Annotated in this window: 15 protein-coding genes and 1 tRNA gene; 7 read left to right on the top strand and 9 right to left on the bottom strand. The window is 63.9% G+C overall.

All coding sequences use genetic code 11. The annotated features are described in order from the left end of the window. The first annotated feature begins 24 nt into the window (after positions 1-24). Complete coding sequence (locus ABD283_RS04340; RefSeq protein WP_344223800.1) at positions 25-543, top strand: amino-acid N-acetyltransferase; 519 nt, start codon at positions 25-27, stop codon at positions 541-543. An 87-nt stretch (positions 544-630) separates the two neighbouring features. Here the strand turns inward: ABD283_RS04340 and ABD283_RS04335 are convergent, their stop codons facing one another. Beyond that, on the bottom strand, positions 631-1641 hold the full coding sequence (locus ABD283_RS04335; RefSeq protein ID WP_425552794.1) for an HhH-GPD family protein: 1011 nt from the start codon (positions 1639-1641) through the stop codon (positions 631-633). On the opposite strand from ABD283_RS04335, the gene ABD283_RS04330 reads away from it, so the two are divergent. After that, a complete protein-coding gene (locus ABD283_RS04330) occupies positions 1640-2371 on the top strand; it encodes a hypothetical protein (RefSeq protein ID WP_344223774.1) in 732 nt (243 codons plus the stop codon). The two genes, ABD283_RS04335 and ABD283_RS04330, sit on opposite strands and share 2 nt — an antisense overlap. 8 nt (positions 2372-2379) lie before the next feature. Here the strand turns inward: ABD283_RS04330 and disA are convergent, their stop codons facing one another. From disA to ABD283_RS04315, 3 genes are all read right to left on the bottom strand, one after another. Next, on the bottom strand, positions 2380-3456 hold the full coding sequence (gene disA / locus ABD283_RS04325; protein ID WP_344223773.1) for a DNA integrity scanning diadenylate cyclase DisA: 1077 nt from the start codon (positions 3454-3456) through the stop codon (positions 2380-2382). An 86-nt stretch (positions 3457-3542) separates the two neighbouring features. Further along, the gene (gene radA, locus ABD283_RS04320; RefSeq protein WP_344223772.1) at positions 3543-4934 is read right to left on the bottom strand and encodes a DNA repair protein RadA; all 1392 of its coding nucleotides are present in this window, start codon (positions 4932-4934) and stop codon (positions 3543-3545) included. Between the two features lie 46 nt (positions 4935-4980). Continuing rightward, on the bottom strand, positions 4981-6138 hold the full coding sequence (locus ABD283_RS04315) for an FUSC family protein (RefSeq protein WP_344223771.1): 1158 nt from the start codon (positions 6136-6138) through the stop codon (positions 4981-4983). A 308-nt stretch (positions 6139-6446) separates the two neighbouring features. Here ABD283_RS04315 and pstS point away from each other — a divergent pair, with 308 nt between their 5' ends. The 4 genes from pstS (at position 6447) to pstB (ending at position 10589) form a co-directional block, all read left to right on the top strand. Further along, the gene (gene pstS / locus ABD283_RS04310) at positions 6447-7559 is read left to right on the top strand and encodes a phosphate ABC transporter substrate-binding protein PstS (protein ID WP_344223770.1); all 1113 of its coding nucleotides are present in this window, start codon (positions 6447-6449) and stop codon (positions 7557-7559) included. 147 nt (positions 7560-7706) lie between these two features. Beyond that, complete coding sequence (pstC, locus tag ABD283_RS04305) at positions 7707-8654, top strand: phosphate ABC transporter permease subunit PstC (protein ID WP_344223769.1); 948 nt, start codon at positions 7707-7709, stop codon at positions 8652-8654. Then, entirely contained in the window at positions 8654-9772 is a 1119-nt protein-coding gene (gene pstA, locus ABD283_RS04300) for a phosphate ABC transporter permease PstA (protein ID WP_344223768.1), read from the top strand. Before pstC ends, pstA begins: the two co-directional genes overlap by 1 nt. Before the next feature lie 37 nt (positions 9773-9809). Beyond that, on the top strand, positions 9810-10589 hold the full coding sequence (gene pstB, locus ABD283_RS04295; protein ID WP_344223767.1) for a phosphate ABC transporter ATP-binding protein PstB: 780 nt from the start codon (positions 9810-9812) through the stop codon (positions 10587-10589). 75 nt (positions 10590-10664) lie between these two features. On the opposite strand, the gene ABD283_RS04290 is transcribed toward pstB, so the two are convergent. The 5 genes from ABD283_RS04290 to ABD283_RS04270 all read right to left on the bottom strand — a co-directional run bounded on the left by ABD283_RS04290 (position 10665) and on the right by ABD283_RS04270 (position 15795). Then, positions 10665-11690 (bottom strand): inorganic phosphate transporter, encoded by a 1026-nt coding sequence (locus tag ABD283_RS04290; RefSeq protein ID WP_344223766.1) that lies wholly within the window; start codon positions 11688-11690, stop codon positions 10665-10667. 4 nt (positions 11691-11694) lie between these two features. Then, positions 11695-12312, bottom strand: coding sequence for a DUF47 domain-containing protein (locus ABD283_RS04285; RefSeq protein WP_344223765.1), 618 nt, complete (start codon positions 12310-12312; stop codon positions 11695-11697). A 259-nt stretch (positions 12313-12571) separates the two neighbouring features. After that, entirely contained in the window at positions 12572-13192 is a 621-nt protein-coding gene (locus tag ABD283_RS04280) for a hypothetical protein (protein WP_344223764.1), read from the bottom strand. A gap of 21 nt (positions 13193-13213) precedes the next feature. Further along, positions 13214-15055 carry a glutaminase A gene (gene glsA / locus ABD283_RS04275; protein WP_344223763.1) on the bottom strand — a complete coding sequence of 614 codons (1842 nt, stop codon included), beginning with the start codon at positions 15053-15055 and terminating at the stop codon, positions 13214-13216. Further along, the gene (locus ABD283_RS04270; RefSeq protein ID WP_344223762.1) at positions 15052-15795 is read right to left on the bottom strand and encodes an ABC transporter permease; all 744 of its coding nucleotides are present in this window, start codon (positions 15793-15795) and stop codon (positions 15052-15054) included. Before ABD283_RS04270 ends, glsA begins: the two co-directional genes overlap by 4 nt. Positions 15796-15957: 162 nt before the next feature. On the opposite strand from ABD283_RS04270, the gene ABD283_RS04265 reads away from it, so the two are divergent. Continuing rightward, positions 15958-16030, top strand: a tRNA-Lys gene (locus ABD283_RS04265). Positions 16031-16172 lie beyond the last annotated feature (142 nt).

Genomic DNA, 16172 nt, shown 5'->3' with positions numbered 1-16172 from the left:
GTAGCGGCGGCGTACAGTTCTGGCATGGAAAAGATCAGCATTCGGCCCGCGAGGACCTCTGACGTCCAGGGAATCAAGGCTCTGGTGTCGCCCATGGCGCAGGAGAACATCCTGATCACCAAGGACACGGTGACCTATTACGAGAACATCCAGGAGTTCGTGGTTGCCCAGACCGAGAGCGGCGAGCTGGTGGGCTGCGGCGCGTTACACGTGATGTGGGAGGACCTCGCCGAGGTCCGCACGCTGGCCACCTCCGCCAAGGCGCGTGGGCAGGGTGTCGGACGGCGCATGCTCGAGGTCCTGATCGAGCGTGCCGCTGAACTCGGGGTGAGCCGGGTGTTCTGTCTGACGTTCGAGGTCGAGTTCTTCTCCGCCCACGGTTTCGAGGTCATGGAGAATCAGGAAAGCATCGACCCGGATGTCTTTGCCGAGCTCCTGCGATCCCACGACGAAGGCGTGGCCGAGTTCTTGGACCTGGCCCGCGTGAAACCCAACACACTGGGCAATACCCGGATGATTCGGCAACTGCACGCGGCACACTGACCCCGGCCGAAGCCGTCGGCTTGGCCCGGCACATTGACATGGCCGTCCCACTGCCTCGGGCACCCGGCCAGTTGAAGTTCGCCCGCCTCAGCCGGGCAGGCTCGCTTCGTCTCCCTGACGACTCGCAAGACCATCCCTCACCAGCCCCTGAAAGGCTCGCTCGCGCTGTTCCGGCGGGGCAGGGAGGGACCACAGCTTCTCGAGCATGTCGGTCGTCTCTTGCTCGGGACGCTCCATCCGGGCCGCCAGCTGCTCCGCACCCGCGCGATCCGTGAGCAACAGATCCACCGGAATCGGCGCGGGGCTGTGCCGCAGCACCGCCATCATGGCGCCGCGCACCTGCCGGTCGGTGCCGTGCCAGGACTGGCCTTTGGGAACGTAGTCCGGCTCCGGCCGCCCAGCGGCTATCCACGCACACTGGTCGAACACCGGGCAATCGTCGCATTTGGGAGCGCGCGCCGTGCACACCAGGGCACCGAGTTCCATGACGGACTGGTTCCACTTCACCGAGTCTTCACGGCCCTCGGGCATGAGCTGGTCCGCAAGCCGGGTCTCTGCGGCGGTGAGGGACTTGGACGGCAAGGCCTTACCGCTGAACAGTCGAGCGTGCACGCGGCGGATATTGGTGTCCACCACCGTGTAGTGCTGGCCGAACGCGAATACTGCCACGGCCGCCGCCGTGTAGGAACCAATGCCGGGCAGATCCAACAGTTCCGCGTGGTCCTCCGGGACCCGATTGCCGTGGTTCTCGGCGATCTCCGTGGCCGCCGCGTGCAGCCGGAGCGCCCGGCGTGGATACCCGAGCCTGCCCCAGGCTCGCACCACCTCCGCGGGGCTCGCAGCCGCGAGATCCGCCGGTGTGGGCCAGCGATCGAGCCATTCGCGCCAGATGGGCAGGACCCGTACCACGGGCGTCTGTTGGAGCATGATTTCGCTCACCAGTACGCCCCAGGGGGAACAATCGGGGTGCCGCCATGGGAGGTCCCTGCCGGCGCGTGAGAACCACTGGATCACGGCTTGGTGAATGCCGTGAAGTTGATCCGGTGCGCAGGGTGTGGGGCTCAAGTTCATAAGTCCCCACGGTAGCCTGGAGGTCATGGCAACCAACGGTTCTGAGCAGCGTGATTCCAGCGACCCCCGCGTGTCCCACGGGGATTCCGATGACCGGTTGCCGCCCTCGGTCTACCGCCGACGTCGCTTGATTGCGCTTGCCGTGCTTCTCGTGTTGGTTGTGGCGCTGATTTGGGGCATTTCCTCCGTGGTCTCGGCGCTGACCGGATCCTCGGAGGAGCCCGAGCAACCACAGCCGCAAACCGAAGTCACGGCCGAGGCCACTCCGGAAGCAACCGTGGATCCGAACAACAAGTTCGCGGACTTCACCCCCCGACCGACTCCCAGCGGTGAAGAGGACAGTGAGGACCCGTCGGCCAGTCCTGTGGCCGTTGAGGAATGCGGTGCAAATCTGAGCCTCACGGCGTCCACGGACAAACAGACGTACCCGGCCGATCAAGAACCCGTGCTGGTCATGACCATGGAGAACACCGGTGACACCCCGTGCCGGGTCAACGCTGGGACGAACGCCATGAACTACGTGGTCACGTCCGGTTCGGACGTCATTTTCGACTCGCGGCACTGCGCGGCGGACGGCGAGGATCGGAACGTCACACTGGAGCCGGGCAAGAAGGAAGACGCCCGTCTGACGTGGAACCGCACCCGTACCGCAGAAGGTTGCCCCGCAGATCAGCCGAAGGCCATGGCTGGCTACTACAACCTGACCGTTGGTCTGGGGGGGCAGAACAGCTCGAACGCAACGTTCGTGCTGGAATAAGCCGCTGACTACATGAAGCGTTCGAGCAGGCTCGTCTCTGCCATGCGGGACAGCGACTCGCGTACGTTGCGGGCACGCTGCTCGCCAATGCCCTCCACGGACATAAGGTCCTCCAGGTTCGCGGCCATGAGGGCCTGCAGCCCGTCGAACTGACCCACCAAGCGTTTGGCCACCACGCGGGGCATGGACTTGATGCCGTCGAGCAGTCGGTAACCGTGCGGGTGCAAGTCCGCTTCCAAGTTGCCCTGGGGCGTGATCAAGGCTGCGGCCACGGCGACTTTCTGAAGGTCGATCAGATCTGCGGGAGACAACTCGGCCAGTTGTTCCGTGGCGTCCTTCAACACCTCAGGCGGAGTGTCCTCGGGGAGGTAATCACGCAGGACCACATCCGGTCCGGGGCTGTTACCCGCGGTGAGTTCTTCCAACTGAAGCGAAATCAAGCGACCGTCCTCGCCGAGTTCCAGCACGTACCAGCTGATCTCCTCGGAGATCCTGCGCACCATTTCCATCCGCTGCAAGGTCAATGCAACATCCCGCGCCGTCACGGCGGCCTCGATCTCTAGTGCGGAGAGGCTGCCCAGCACCTGCTCGAGTCGGTTGCTGTAATGCTCCAGGGTCTGTAGTGCCTGATTGGCGCGGGCCATGATGGCCTGCGAGCCTTCAATGGCGTAGCGGTGATCGCCCACGTAAATGGTGATCACGCTCATCGATTGACTCACGGACACCACGGGAACGTTGGTCTGCTTGGCGGTGCGTTCGGCGGAGCGGTGGCGAGTACCGGATTCCTGGGTCTCGATGTGAGCTTCCGGCATGAGCTGCACTCCGGCTTTGAGGATGCGGGTGGCATCGCGGTCGCACACGATGGCGCCGTCCATCTTGGCCAACTCGCGCAGTTTGGTGGGGGTGAACTCGGTATCGATGTCGAAGCCACCGGAGCACACCGCTTCCACGGATTTGTCGAAGCCCAGCACAATCAACCCGCCGGTCCGGCCCCGCAGGATGCGTTCGAGTCCGGTGCGCAACTGGGTTCCGGGCGCCAAGCGGGCCAGGGTTTTACGTAGGGCCGACTCCTGAGCTTTCACCACATCATCATCCTACGTGCTATTTGCATACACTCTGCGCCCAGGTTCGCGTGCCCACCGGGCGCCAGCAGCACCCGGCCGCTACTCGCTCAGTGGCCGCGGGGCGGGAACAACAACTCGATGGCTTCGCTCACCGTGGTGACCTCTCGGACAGAAAATCCCTGGGGTATCTTTCCCGGCCCACTGGGGGAGGCGGGCACCACGGCGTGGGTGAAACCGAGGCGGGCGACTTCTTGGATGCGGCGATTGATGTCCGGTACGGGACGGACCTCACCCGCCAGACCGATCTCCCCGAAACAGACCAGGCGCTGTGGAAGCGGGCGATCCTGAGCTGCAGAGGCCAGCGCCATGCAGACTGCCAGGTCGGTGGCCGGTTCAGTGAGACGGACACCGCCCACCGTGGAGACATAGCAGTCCAAACTGGCCAATCCCACGCCCGCGCGGCGCTGCAGCACCGCCAGCAACATGGCCACGCGAGACCCATCCAGTCCGGAAGTGGCCCGGCGCGGCTGGGCCGTGCTCGATTTGTCCAGAAGAGCCTGTACTTCTGCGAGCAGGGGTCTACGTCCCTCGACAGTGACGCTCAAGCACGTGCCCGCCACCGGCAGGGGAGTCCGGGAGACGAACAGGCCGGACGGATCAGCCACGGATTCAATGCCGGCCTCGCCGAGGTCGAAACAACCGACCTCATCCGTGGGGCCGAAACGATTCTTGATGGCGCGCAACAACCGGATCCTGGAGTGCTTGTCGCCCTCGAACTGGCAGACCACGTCCACCAGGTGTTCCAGCAGTCGCGGGCCGGCAATGGAGCCTTCCTTGGTGACATGCCCGACCAGCAGTGTGGTGATGTTCTTGGTCTTGGCTGTGTGGATCAGGCTGGCCGCCACTTCACGTACCTGACTGACGCCACCCGCGGAGCCATCGACCTCGGAACTCGCCAGGGTTTGAACCGAATCCACGATGAGCAATTGGGGTTTTACGGACTCTACGTGAGCCAACGCGGTGGACAGATCTGTTTCCGCGGTGAGATAGAGCTGGTCCGCGACAGCTCCGATACGTTCCGCGCGGAGCTTGACTTGGGCTGCGGACTCCTCACCGGTCACGTACAGAACGTTGCGGGGAGTTGTGCCCCCGGCGACCTTGGCGGCCGCGTCCAGCAAGAGAGTGGACTTGCCGACACCGGGTTCGCCGGCGAGCAGGATCACGGCACCGGGCACCAACCCGCCGCCCAGTACACGATCCAATTCGGTGACGTGGGTGGGCGTGAACTGGGCGATGGACGAGTCCACCTGACCAATGGGTTTGGCCGGCTGCGCCACGGAACGAGCGGCCTGAGTGCGGCCGTGGTCCTGGGCGCCGCCGACTTCTTCCACGGTGCCCCAGGACTGGCATTCCCCGCACCGACCCACCCATTTGGCCGTGGTCCAACCGCATTCGGTGCAACGGTACGACACTGAGGATTTACGGGTCTTGGTGCTCATGCGTTCACAGTATCCAGCGCGTCAGACACGCATACGCTGCCCGGAATCAATCCGCTTGGAGCGGGGGCAAGTGATCGATGGCCACCTGATGACTGATGCCAGTGGCCTCGATCAGGTCCACCACCATGGGACGGATCATCAGCACGAGCGCCTCACCCTCCATGGTGCGCACCCCCATGCTGTGGGGCTCCAGGCGTTCCGCGACCGAGAATAATTCATTGCGGGCCTGGCGCAGATAGCTCTCACGCGATTGCGGGTGGCTCACGGCCAGTGCGTTACCCAAGCTCAACACGGCGTCGGAAAGATCGGCGAGCACCTCGGTCAGGGAAGTGACGGCGTCGTCGGCGAGCGAAACGTGGTCCAATACGGACGCGAGTCTGCGCGTGAGAACGCGTGAGTTCCTGACGGCCAGGTCCAAATAGTGGATGCAATGATCCAGGCTGTCGATTTCCTGCCGGTGTCTTCGGTGCAGGGGAGACGCGTACGAGATCTCTTTGGACGCTTTCAACCCCGTGCGGACCGAATCGACCAGGGGCTGAGTCTGGCGGCCACGGACCAGCGCATGCCACGCCAGCCTGGAGTCGTAGTCGGAGACGGCGCGGGAGGACTCGGCCAGTAACTCGGAGTATTCGGTGATGAGCTTGCGGACGTCGCCGCGGGGCTCACGGCGGGGGTCTTCCGGGATGAAGTAGGCCAGTGCGAGAGCGCACAGACAGCCGACCACGGCGTCGAGGGAGCGGGCGAACACGCCGTCCTGCGAAGGGGGCAACAGCACGACCAGCACGGACTGCAAACCCATCTGGGTGGTGAAGATCGCCCCGTTGTCCAAGAACCTGGCGAGCAGGAGCGAAATCAACAGGACCACGGCCGCTTGCCATTCCCCGTGGCCCAGAGCGTGAATCAGAACATCGCCCACCACAATGCCCAGGGTGCATCCGATGGACACTTCGAGTACGCGCCGGTAACGTAACCCACCCTTGGCATAACCCAGGGACACGAGGGCAGCGGTTGCGGCGAAAATCGGCCCGTGGTGGCCGAGCAGGCGTTCCGCGATCATGTACGCGCCCACCGCAGCCACGGTCATCTGAACGGCTTGAAACAGCCCTCTGAGCATGCGGTTCCAGCCGGTCTTGGAACGGCGGCTCACCGCAGAGGGAACATGAGCAAGCCGGGATCTGTGGTGGTTCGCCTCGCTCGATGCCATGCCACCATCTTAGGCAGTGCCCGCGGAAATCCGGTTCTGGCCGATGTACCCCGATCATGTCCGGTATCCGGTGTGTGCAATAAATCACAGTGAATGGCGAACGCGCACGTCGCGCCCCGGACGTCTGCACTGACGCGTCATCTGTTAACCCGTAGTTCACCCGCTCGGATAACTCTGTCCATATCCACTGCCTACCGTCACGGGTGTACAACCACGGATGTGAGTTATCCGTAAACGAGTACTCGGCCGATGACGGCCACTTTGCGATCCACCGGCACCGCCGGTTCATTCCATGAAGGGGTAACACAGTGAAGGCTTCCTACTTCGGCCGTTCAGCCGCAGTTCTCGCCATTGGCGCTCTCGCACTCACCGCGTGCAGTTCGGACAACCCGACCGGCAACGAAGGTGGAGACTCCAACGGCGGCGGCGAGTCCAGCGTTTCGGGCACCCTGACCGGTATCGGCGCATCGTCGCAGCAGGCCGCCATGACCGCCTGGCAGAACGGCTTCCAGTCCGCCAACAGCGGCGCGACCGTTCAGTACTCCCCGGACGGCTCGGGCGCAGGCCGCACCGCGTTCCTGGCCGGCGGCGCACAGTTCGCGGGTTCGGACGCCTACATGAGCGACGAAGAGAACGAGGAAGCCAAGGAGCAGTGCGGCCCCGACGGCGCCCTGAACCTCCCCGTCTACATCTCCCCGATCGCCGTGGCCTTCAACCTGCCCGGCGTGGACAGCCTCAAGCTGGACGCTCCCACCATTGCCCAGATCTTCAAGGGCGAGATCAAAACTTGGAACGCTCCCGAGATCGCTGAGCAGAACCCGGACGCCGATCTGCCGGACACCCGCATCACCGTGGTGCACCGCAACGACGACTCCGGCACCACCGAGAACTTCACCGAGTACCTCAACTCGGCCGCTCCCGAGGACTGGACCAACGAGCCGGATCAGGCATGGCCTTCCGAGTACTCCGCCGAGAACGACAAGGGCACCTCCGGTGTTGTGAACACCACCCAGGGCACCGAGGGAACCATTACCTACGCGGATGCTTCCGCAGTGGGCGACCTGGGCACCGTTGAGATCAAGGTCGGCGAAGAGTACGTCCCCCACTCCCCGGAAGCAGCAGCCAAGGCGGTTGAGGTCTCCAAGCAGGTTGAGGGCCGTGGCGAGCACGACATGGCCATCGAGCTCGAGCGTGACACCACCGAAGCTGGTGCCTACCCGCTCGTGCTGATCTCCTACCACGTGGTCTGCGCGCAGTACGACTCGCAGGAAACCGCTGATCTCGTCAAGGCTTTTGAGTCCTACGTGATCTCCGAGGACGGCCAGAAGACCGCCGCCGACTCCGCCGGTTCCGCTCCGTTGTCTGACACCCTGCGCGAGCAGGCTACGGCAGCAGTGGATTCCATCAAGGTTCAGGGCTGACCTGACAACCTAGCGCGCACAAGCGGCGTCGGCGCGGACATCGCGTCGACGCCGTCTGTGCGCCGACCGCCCGGGCTCGTCCATCCCGACCAGGATGGTAGGTTGCCCTGGCACGAGAAATGACCATGATCTGAAGGGACTTTGTACATGTCCACCACAGCGAGCGCACAGAAGCCGGGGACCAAGAACTCCTCGGCAGGTCGCGCCGGCGACTCAATTTTCTCCGGGTTGAGTCTCGCAGCGGGCATCTTGATCTTCGCGGTGCTCGCGGCCGTGGCACTGTTCCTGCTGTTGCAGGCACTGCCCACTTTCGCGGCCCCGGCTGACGAGATCACCGGCGGAGAAGGTTTCTTCTCGTACATCTGGCCCCTCGTGCTGGGCACGCTGATCGCGGCCATCATTGCGCTGTTGATCGCCACGCCCATCGGCATTCTGGTGGCCCTCTACATCTCGCACTACGCGCCGGCCCGGATTTCCAAGTCCGTCGGTTATGTGATCGACCTGTTGGCCGCCATCCCCTCCGTGATCTACGGTGCATGGGGCGCCACGGTGTTGGCCCCGGCGCTGGTGCCCTTCTACAACTGGTTGGCGAACAACCTGGGGTTCATCCCGATCTTCGAGGGACCCGCATCCCAGACCGGTAAGACCATGCTGACCGCGGGCGTGGTGCTGGCCATCATGATCCTGCCCATCATCACCTCCATGTCGCGCGAGATCTTCACCCAGACCCCCAAGCTGCATGAGGAAGCAGCCCTGGCGCTGGGCGCGACCCGCTGGGAGATGATCCGGATGTCCGTGCTGCCCTTCGCACGACCGGGCATCATCTCCTCCGTGATGCTGGCCCTGGGCCGTGCCCTGGGTGAAACCATGGCCGTGGCACTGGTGCTGTCCTCGGGCCCCATGATCGCTTCGCTGATCAAGTCCGGTAACCAGACGATCGCTGCAGAAATCGCCTTGAACTTCCCCGAGGCCTACGGCCTGCGGTTGTCCGAGCTGATCGCTGCCGGTCTGGTGCTGTTCCTGATCACCCTGGTGGTGAACATGATCGCTCGCGCCATCATTGCCCGCTACAAGGAATTCTCGGGAGCTAACTGATGTCAACGACTACGACTAAGCCCGGTACTTCTCCCGTGCGCGAGTCGCGATTGACTCGCGGCCAGCGCCCCAAGTGGCTCATCCCCGTGATCGGGGTGGGTGCGATCGTGGTCGGTGCTGCGATTTCCGCGCTCATCGGCTTCAACATCGCCACCTGGGCGATCTTCGCGGCACTCGTGTTCCTGATCGTGGGCCCGCTGTTGATCGGCGCGATCGAGGGATCACGCGCCGGTTCCGATTCGCTCATGACCTTCCTGGTCTACACCGCGTTCATCCTGGCCGTGATTCCGCTGATCTCGGTGATCTGGACCGTGCTGGCAAACGGTATTCCTGGCCTGACCTCCAACCTGCTGCTCACGTCCATGAATGGTGTCACGGGTGCACAGGACAACTTCGCCGAAGGACCCGGAGATGTCGTGGGCGGCGCCTACCACGCGATCGTGGGTACGGTCTCCATCACCTTCTGGGCCACGTTGATGTCCGTGCCCATCGGGCTGCTGACGGCGATCTACCTGGTCGAGTACTCCAACAACGGTTGGCTGGGTAAGGCCATCACGTTCTTCGTGGACGTCATGACCGGTATCCCCTCCATCGTGGCCGGTCTGTTCGCGGCGGCGCTGTTCGGCATGATCTTCGGCCCGTCCACCCGTACGGGCTTCGTGGCCGCGGTCGCCTTGACCGTGCTCATGATCCCCACGGTCGTGAAGAACACGGAGGAAATGCTGCGCATCGTGCCCAATGAGCTGCGCGAGGCTTCCTACGCCCTGGGGGTGCGCAAGTGGCGGACCATTCTGAAGGTGGTCATTCCCACCGCGATCTCCGGTATCGCCTCCGGCGTTACGCTGGCTATTGCCCGCGTGATCGGTGAGACCGCTCCGCTGCTGGTAACCGCGGGCTTCGCAACGGCCATCAACTGGAACTCGTTCTCCGGCTGGATGACCACGCTGCCCACGTACATCTACTACCAGATCATGACACCCACTTCGCCCACCAACCCCGACCCCTCGCTGCAGCGGGCCTGGGCCGCCGCACTGATCCTGATCGCGATCGTGATGCTGCTCAACCTCCTTGCCCGGCTGATCGCCAAGGCGTTCGCTCCCAAGACGTCCGGCCGCTAAGCATCCATCGAGTCTCGAGTTCTAAGGAATCCACACCATGTCGAAACGAATCGACGTTGAAGACCTGAACGTTTACTACGGCGACTTCCTGGCCGTCGAGGACGTCAACATCAACATTGAAGCGCGGTCCGTGACCGCTTTCATCGGCCCTTCCGGTTGCGGTAAGTCCACCTTCCTGCGCACGCTCAACCGCATGCACGAGGTCATCCCCGGTGCTTATGCCAAGGGCAAGGTGCTCCTGGACGGCGACGACCTCTACGGCAAGGGCGTTGACCCTGTCACGGTGCGCTCCATGATCGGTATGGTCTTCCAGCGACCCAACCCGTTCCCCACCATGTCCATCCGCGACAACGTGCTGGCGGGCGTGAAGCTCAACAACAAGCGCATTTCGTCGAAGGACGCGGATGAGCTGGTGGAGTCCTCACTGCGCGGCGCCAACCTCTGGAACGAGGTCAAGGATCGTCTGAACAAGCCCGGTTCGGGTCTGTCCGGTGGCCAGCAGCAGCGTCTGTGCATCGCGCGTGCCATCGCGGTGAAGCCTGACGTGATTCTCATGGATGAGCCCTGCTCCGCGCTGGACCCCATCTCCACGCTGGCGATCGAGGATCTGATCAACGAGCTCAAGACGGATTACACCGTGGTGATCGTGACCCACAACATGCAGCAGGCATCGCGTGTGTCCGACCGGACCGCGTTCTTCAATATCGAGGGCACCGGCAAGCCGGGCAAGCTTATCGAGTACGCGCCCACCACCGAGATCTTCAACAACCCGCAGATGAAGGAGACGGAGGATTACGTGTCCGGCCGCTTCGGCTGATCGGCCACGTCTCTGACGTTTCTCGGATTCCGACGACGCCGCGCGCCCACCAGGGCGTGCGGCGTCGTCGTTGTTTCAGGAGCCGATCTGCAGCAGGGGAGAGGACGCCAGGAAAAGCGTTCCGGCGATCAGAGCGCACACCGGAACCGTGACGGCCCACGTGACGAGCACTTGCACCAGGGTGCGGTGGTACACGGTGCGGAACCGTTGCAGCGTGCCCGCGCCCAGGATGGCCGCAGTGCTGGTTTGCGAGGTGGACATCGGGAAGGGAACCAGGAAACCACCGATGAAGAGCAAGGATCCGGCCACGGTCTGGGCCACGGCCCCGCGCAGTGGATCGAGGTTCACCACGCGGGCGGACAGAGTATAGGCGATCCGCCAGCCGCCCAGAAGCGTGCCAGCACCCAGGCAGAGTCCCACGAGCAAGGGGATCCACAAGGGGACGTGAGAAATCGGGATGACCATCCCGTAGCACATGAGAAGAACCACGAACACCCAGATGGCGCGCCGGCCGTGCTGGATTCCGTGCCCGAAGTGGATGGCGGCGGCACCCGTGGCCTGAACCAGGGCGGAGCGGCGTTTCACTACCCCGGGAGCTTCATGCCTGAACAGGTATACAGCCAGGAAAACCAGCAGTCGGGCCAGGATGAACGCAATGGCGGGCGCCACGATGATGGGTAGCGCCAGCCGCCAGACCGTATCCCCGTGCACAACCAGATCCGGGGCGAGCCCCACCGCGTAGGCACCCACGAGAGAACCGATGATGCCGCCGCTCATGGCCGCGGTGGACGAGGATGGCATGGCCCACCACCACGTGAGCAGATCCCACGCGATGGCCGTGATCAGCGTGCAAATGATGACCACGGTGCCCACGGTGCTGATGGGTACGGGGATGTCGAACGGAATCAATTGCGTCAGGACCAACCCCACGGTGAGCGCACCGAGAAGGTTGAACACCGCACCCATTCCCACGGCCACGCGCGGGGTGAGGGCATTGAACCTCACGGGCAGGGCGTTTGCATTGGACGCGTCATGGAAACCGTTGACCACGGTGAATGCCACGGCCAGCACAAATCCGGCGACCAGAAGGAGCTCAGCCATGGGGTCAGGATTCCGAGACGAGTACTCGGCCGACTTCTGCGGAGACGTGCGCCAGTGCACGGGAAGCGTCCAGTAGCCTGCCCGCAGCATCCATGCGCCGCAAGGCCTGCAGGGCCTTGTGCTTGTCCAACAGTGACGCTCGATAGGTGCGGTGGGTTCGTTCCGATTGCCGCGAGAGCCGGATCATCTCGAACCAGTAATCGTCCAACTCGTCCAGCGTGGCCAGCCGGCCCATGGCCTTGGTGGTCATCTCGGACATCAGTCGAATGATGTTCAGTTGCTCGGTCGCATGAGAGGTGGGGCGGTCGATCTTGTATAACTGTTGGGTCTCAGCGCAGGCGACGAGAGCTTCGAGAGCTTTTTGGATCCACTGCCCCAGGATGTAAAGGTCCTGGCGGGGAATGGGAACCACGTAGGAAGAACGAGTGGTGGTCATGAGGGAGAAGTACAAGCTGCTGCACTCGTCCTCGGTGTCCAGTAGGGACTGCATGGTTTCGGCCACGCGTTCGTCGGTGGCGCTGAGGTGCTCGGCCAACAGGTCCACGGAGGTTGTGACGCACTGAGACATCTGAACCAGAAGTTCGATGACCCGTTCGTCCTCCGGGAAGATCCGAAAGGCCATACCCCGCCCATCCTTAGGTGTAATACACGTGAATTTTCGACCTCACTGTACCTGCAGAAAGTTAACAGCACGGTCGCCGGGGAAATTTGGTCAGACCACTCCGGAAGCAAGTGGGACTCGGGCGGAGAACGCCGGAAAAGTAGGGGGTGCCGGACCGGGAGCGCCTCTCGGCGGAAGGCCGCTCGTAGCGGCTAAATGATGGAGCCCGGGGCTGCCGCGGCCCGACACCTGATGTCCATGCTAAACCCTGCCCGGGGGGCTAATCCAATGTCCCGTTGCGCCAGGCCTTTGCCGCAGCATCGAGTTCATTGGCGGTACGCGACAACCGGGGGATCCGTCGATCCGCGTGCTGCACGGCCAGGCTGGGGATGTCCTGCGTGCGTTCCTGGCCCAGGGCGATCACGCGACAGAAGGCAGCGAAACGCTCCAGAGCGACGTCGAACTCGCCGTTGAACGCGCCGGACAGGATCGTGTCCGCGACCTGGCAGATCTCCTCAGCGCCGGGGAGACCAGCCACCCCGGCCACCACGTCCGAAACCTGTGCCGTGCCCTTGCCTGCGGCGAACCAACGGCCCATTCGGTGCGGGTCCGTGCGAGCGGCCGCACGCAGGGCATACAGCCGCCACAACGCGCCGGGCAGCGATACCGCGGGGGCCTGGGCCCAGAGTTCGGCAATGCCCTCCAGGCCTTGTTCGTCCGTGAGTTGTACCAGGCGTTGGTGCACCTCGGGATCATCCGCCTCGCGGCCTCGTGAAACGAGCGCGTGGGCGGCCAGGTGCGCGGCCTCCGAGACTCGTGCGGGATCCGTTCCGCCCTCGTGCGCGTCGAACTTCTCGGGCGAGAACTTCACGGGTGAATGGTGCTGGCGCGGTTCATTCATGCGCCCAGCCTACGCCCGCGATCAGTCCGTCGTGTGGGTTTCCCCGGCCTGTTGGCGCCAGCGTTCCTCGATGCGCCGCATGGCGTGTGTGGAGACGGCGCGCCACCAGCGCAGCGCGAGTTCGGGGTGGGTCTTTTCGATCTCGTCCACGGCTTCCGGGGGGAGTTTCCGGGCGACAACGTCCGTGATGGTCGTGAAGCTGACCATGTGACGGGAGTCCGTGCCCAGGGCCACCTCACCGAAGCTCTTACCCGGCCCGAGGACCTCCAGCTCGACGCGTTCGCCGGTGGGGGAGCGGCGGGTGATCTCCACGTTTCCGGAAACCACCATGTACACGCCCTCGAAACGCTGGCCGGCTCGAAGCACAGTGGTGCCGGCGGGCCATTCCACACGGGTGGTCTTGGATCGGATTTCCTCGACGTCCTCGTCGGACAGGGAACTGAGCAGGTCGGAATCCGTGGAACGCACCTTGTCCGGCATGCACTCTGGGCCGCCGAACTTCTCCAGGATCTCGTCCTCTGCCCAGGTCAGGGCCTCGGCGCGGGTGGGGAACACCGTGACCGGATGGTCCAGGTCCTGGGTGTGCTCCGACCCCTTCTCCGCAATGATCGCCAGGTGGCGTTGCGCGTTCTCGAGCTGTTCGGAGGTTCGTCCCAATAGGGGCATGACGTAACGAGCCAGGTCATCCACCTGTCTGATGTCCACCAGGACGTATGCGCATTCGCGTGCGGCCTCGCGGATGGTCCGAATCGCCGTCTCGGCGCCCGCGAAACGCAGGTCGCCCTGCAGCTCGACGATCCGCACGTCCTCCCCGTGTTCCTCGAGGACTTCATTGGCGGCGTCGTTGCGGCGCATCAACGACGGCGCTTCGGACAAGTAGTACTGCGAGCGCACCGTGGAGTGCCCGTTGCGTTCGGTTCGTGCGAAGTGCAGGTCCAGGTCCTGGCTGAGGCGCTCGCACGCGGCCACTCCGCGCACGGAGTTGCCGTGCTGATCCAGCGGCGGTGAGAACACGGCCACGGCCAGCTGTCCGGGCAACACGGCGATGATGCCGCCGGCCACACCGGACTTGGCGGGCAGCCCGACCTTCAAGGCCCAGCGCCCGGCGTCGTCGTACATACCGCACGTGTACATCACTGACAGCACGTCCGAGACCACCTGCGTGCTCAACACGCGCTCCCCGGAGAGCGGATTGACGCCACCGGCGGCGAGAGTGGCCCCCATGCGGGCCAGATCCACGCAGTTGAGCATGACGGAGCATTGCGCGAAGTAGTCCTCGAGCGCGTTGGTGGGGTCGCCCTCGATGATGTCTCGGGAGGACAGTAGCCAACCCAGGGCTCGGTTACGGTCCCCCGAGCGGTTCTCCTGGGCATGAATGGTTTTGTTGATGCGCAGCTGACGCCCCGCCAGCCGGGAGTACAAGCGCAGGATGCGCTCGCGACGGGTGCCGTGGGCGGTGTTCTTGACCAGGGACGTGGCCGCGATCGCGCCGGCATTGATCATGGGGTTCGCGGGGCGCCCGGTTTCGGGCTGCAGCGAGATCTCATTGAACGCGTCACCACTGGGCTCCACATCGATCTTCTCGAACACGCCGTCCATACCGCGGTCCGTGAGGGCCTGAGCGTAGGTGAAGGCCTTGGAGATCGACTGGATGCAGAACTCCTGCTTGGAATCACCGGCCTGGTAAATGGCGCCGTCCACGGTGGCCACCGCAATGCCGATCGGGTTGGGATCGGCGTTGGCCAGCGCGGGGATGGAATCCTTCACGGCTCCGCCCTCAACCTCTCGAAGGTCCTCCACTACCCGTTGCAAGTATTCGGTGATGACGGAGGGACCCAACTTGGTTTTGGGAACGGTGTTCATGAAGTACGTACCTCTTGCGGGACCACGGGTGAGCCGGACAGCACACGAATCACCACGGATGAACAGATGGATTGGGTCAGCAGAATCCCCACGAGCACCAATTGCAGCATGGCCGCCTCGGTGGGGGATGCGCCTCCTAACAAGGCTCCCACAAATGCGCCGGGCAGCGTGACCAAACCGGTTGCGCGGGTCTGATCGATGTTGGGGATCAGGGATTCCTTCATCGATTCCTGAGCCACGGCTTGGTACGCGACCCGCGAAGTGGCGCCCAGGGACAGCCAAGCCTCGATTTCACCTCGCCGCGCCACCGTGGAACGTTCGAAGTTCCGTCCGGTCAGGGTCGCCGCGCTCATCGTATTGCCGATCACGATTCCGGCCACCGCAACCACGTTGGCGACCTCCCACTCGACCAGACGCATCCCGAAGATCAGGACGATCGTGATGAGCGCTCCCACGAAGATGCCGATGACCACGGCCCTTCTTGCGTCCGGGATCCCCTTCAATCTGCTGAATGACGTCCAGGAAGCAGTGGAGAGCATCAGCACCACGAAGGCCAGAACCAACCACGGCAGTGCCAGGACTCCACGCAGAATCACGGCGATCACGGCCAACTGCACCGCCGCCCGGATAACGGCCACCAGCGGCTGAGCTCCGAGCCGGACTCCCGCTTGCCGTTGCACCAGGATCGCCAAAAGGGTCATGGCCAGCAGACCTGCCGCGAACCACCAGATGTTCTCCACGGATCCAGATTAGGTGCGCCGCGGGCCTCCCCTGTACGCATGACGGTTGGCAGAACGGCAGTGCCGATCCATGGACCTTATGTGGTGGGGGCGAAAGTGGAAATGTGCTGAGCCTGCGGTAGAGTAGCGGTGCTCCGTTTCCGGTTCGCCGCTGCGGGGCACGCGCCTTTAGCTCAGTTGGTAGAGCAGTGGACTTTTAATCCATGGGTCGTGGGTTCGAGCCCCACAGGGCGCACCTCATACACAAGGCCCGAACCTCGCGCCGTTGACGTCCAGCGGCCGCGGTTCGGGCCTTTGTCGTGCGTGCCTCCGCGACGGGCACGACGACGGCGCTCTCAGAGATTCGAGGGCCTCGCGGCTACCGCCCGGATCACCTC

Source organism: Kocuria atrinae, assembly GCF_039531425.1.
Taxonomy (GTDB): Bacteria; Actinomycetota; Actinomycetes; order Actinomycetales; family Micrococcaceae; genus Kocuria; species Kocuria atrinae.
Note: the sequence above shows the minus strand (reverse complement) of the source record. Positions and strands in the feature narration are given on the sequence as shown.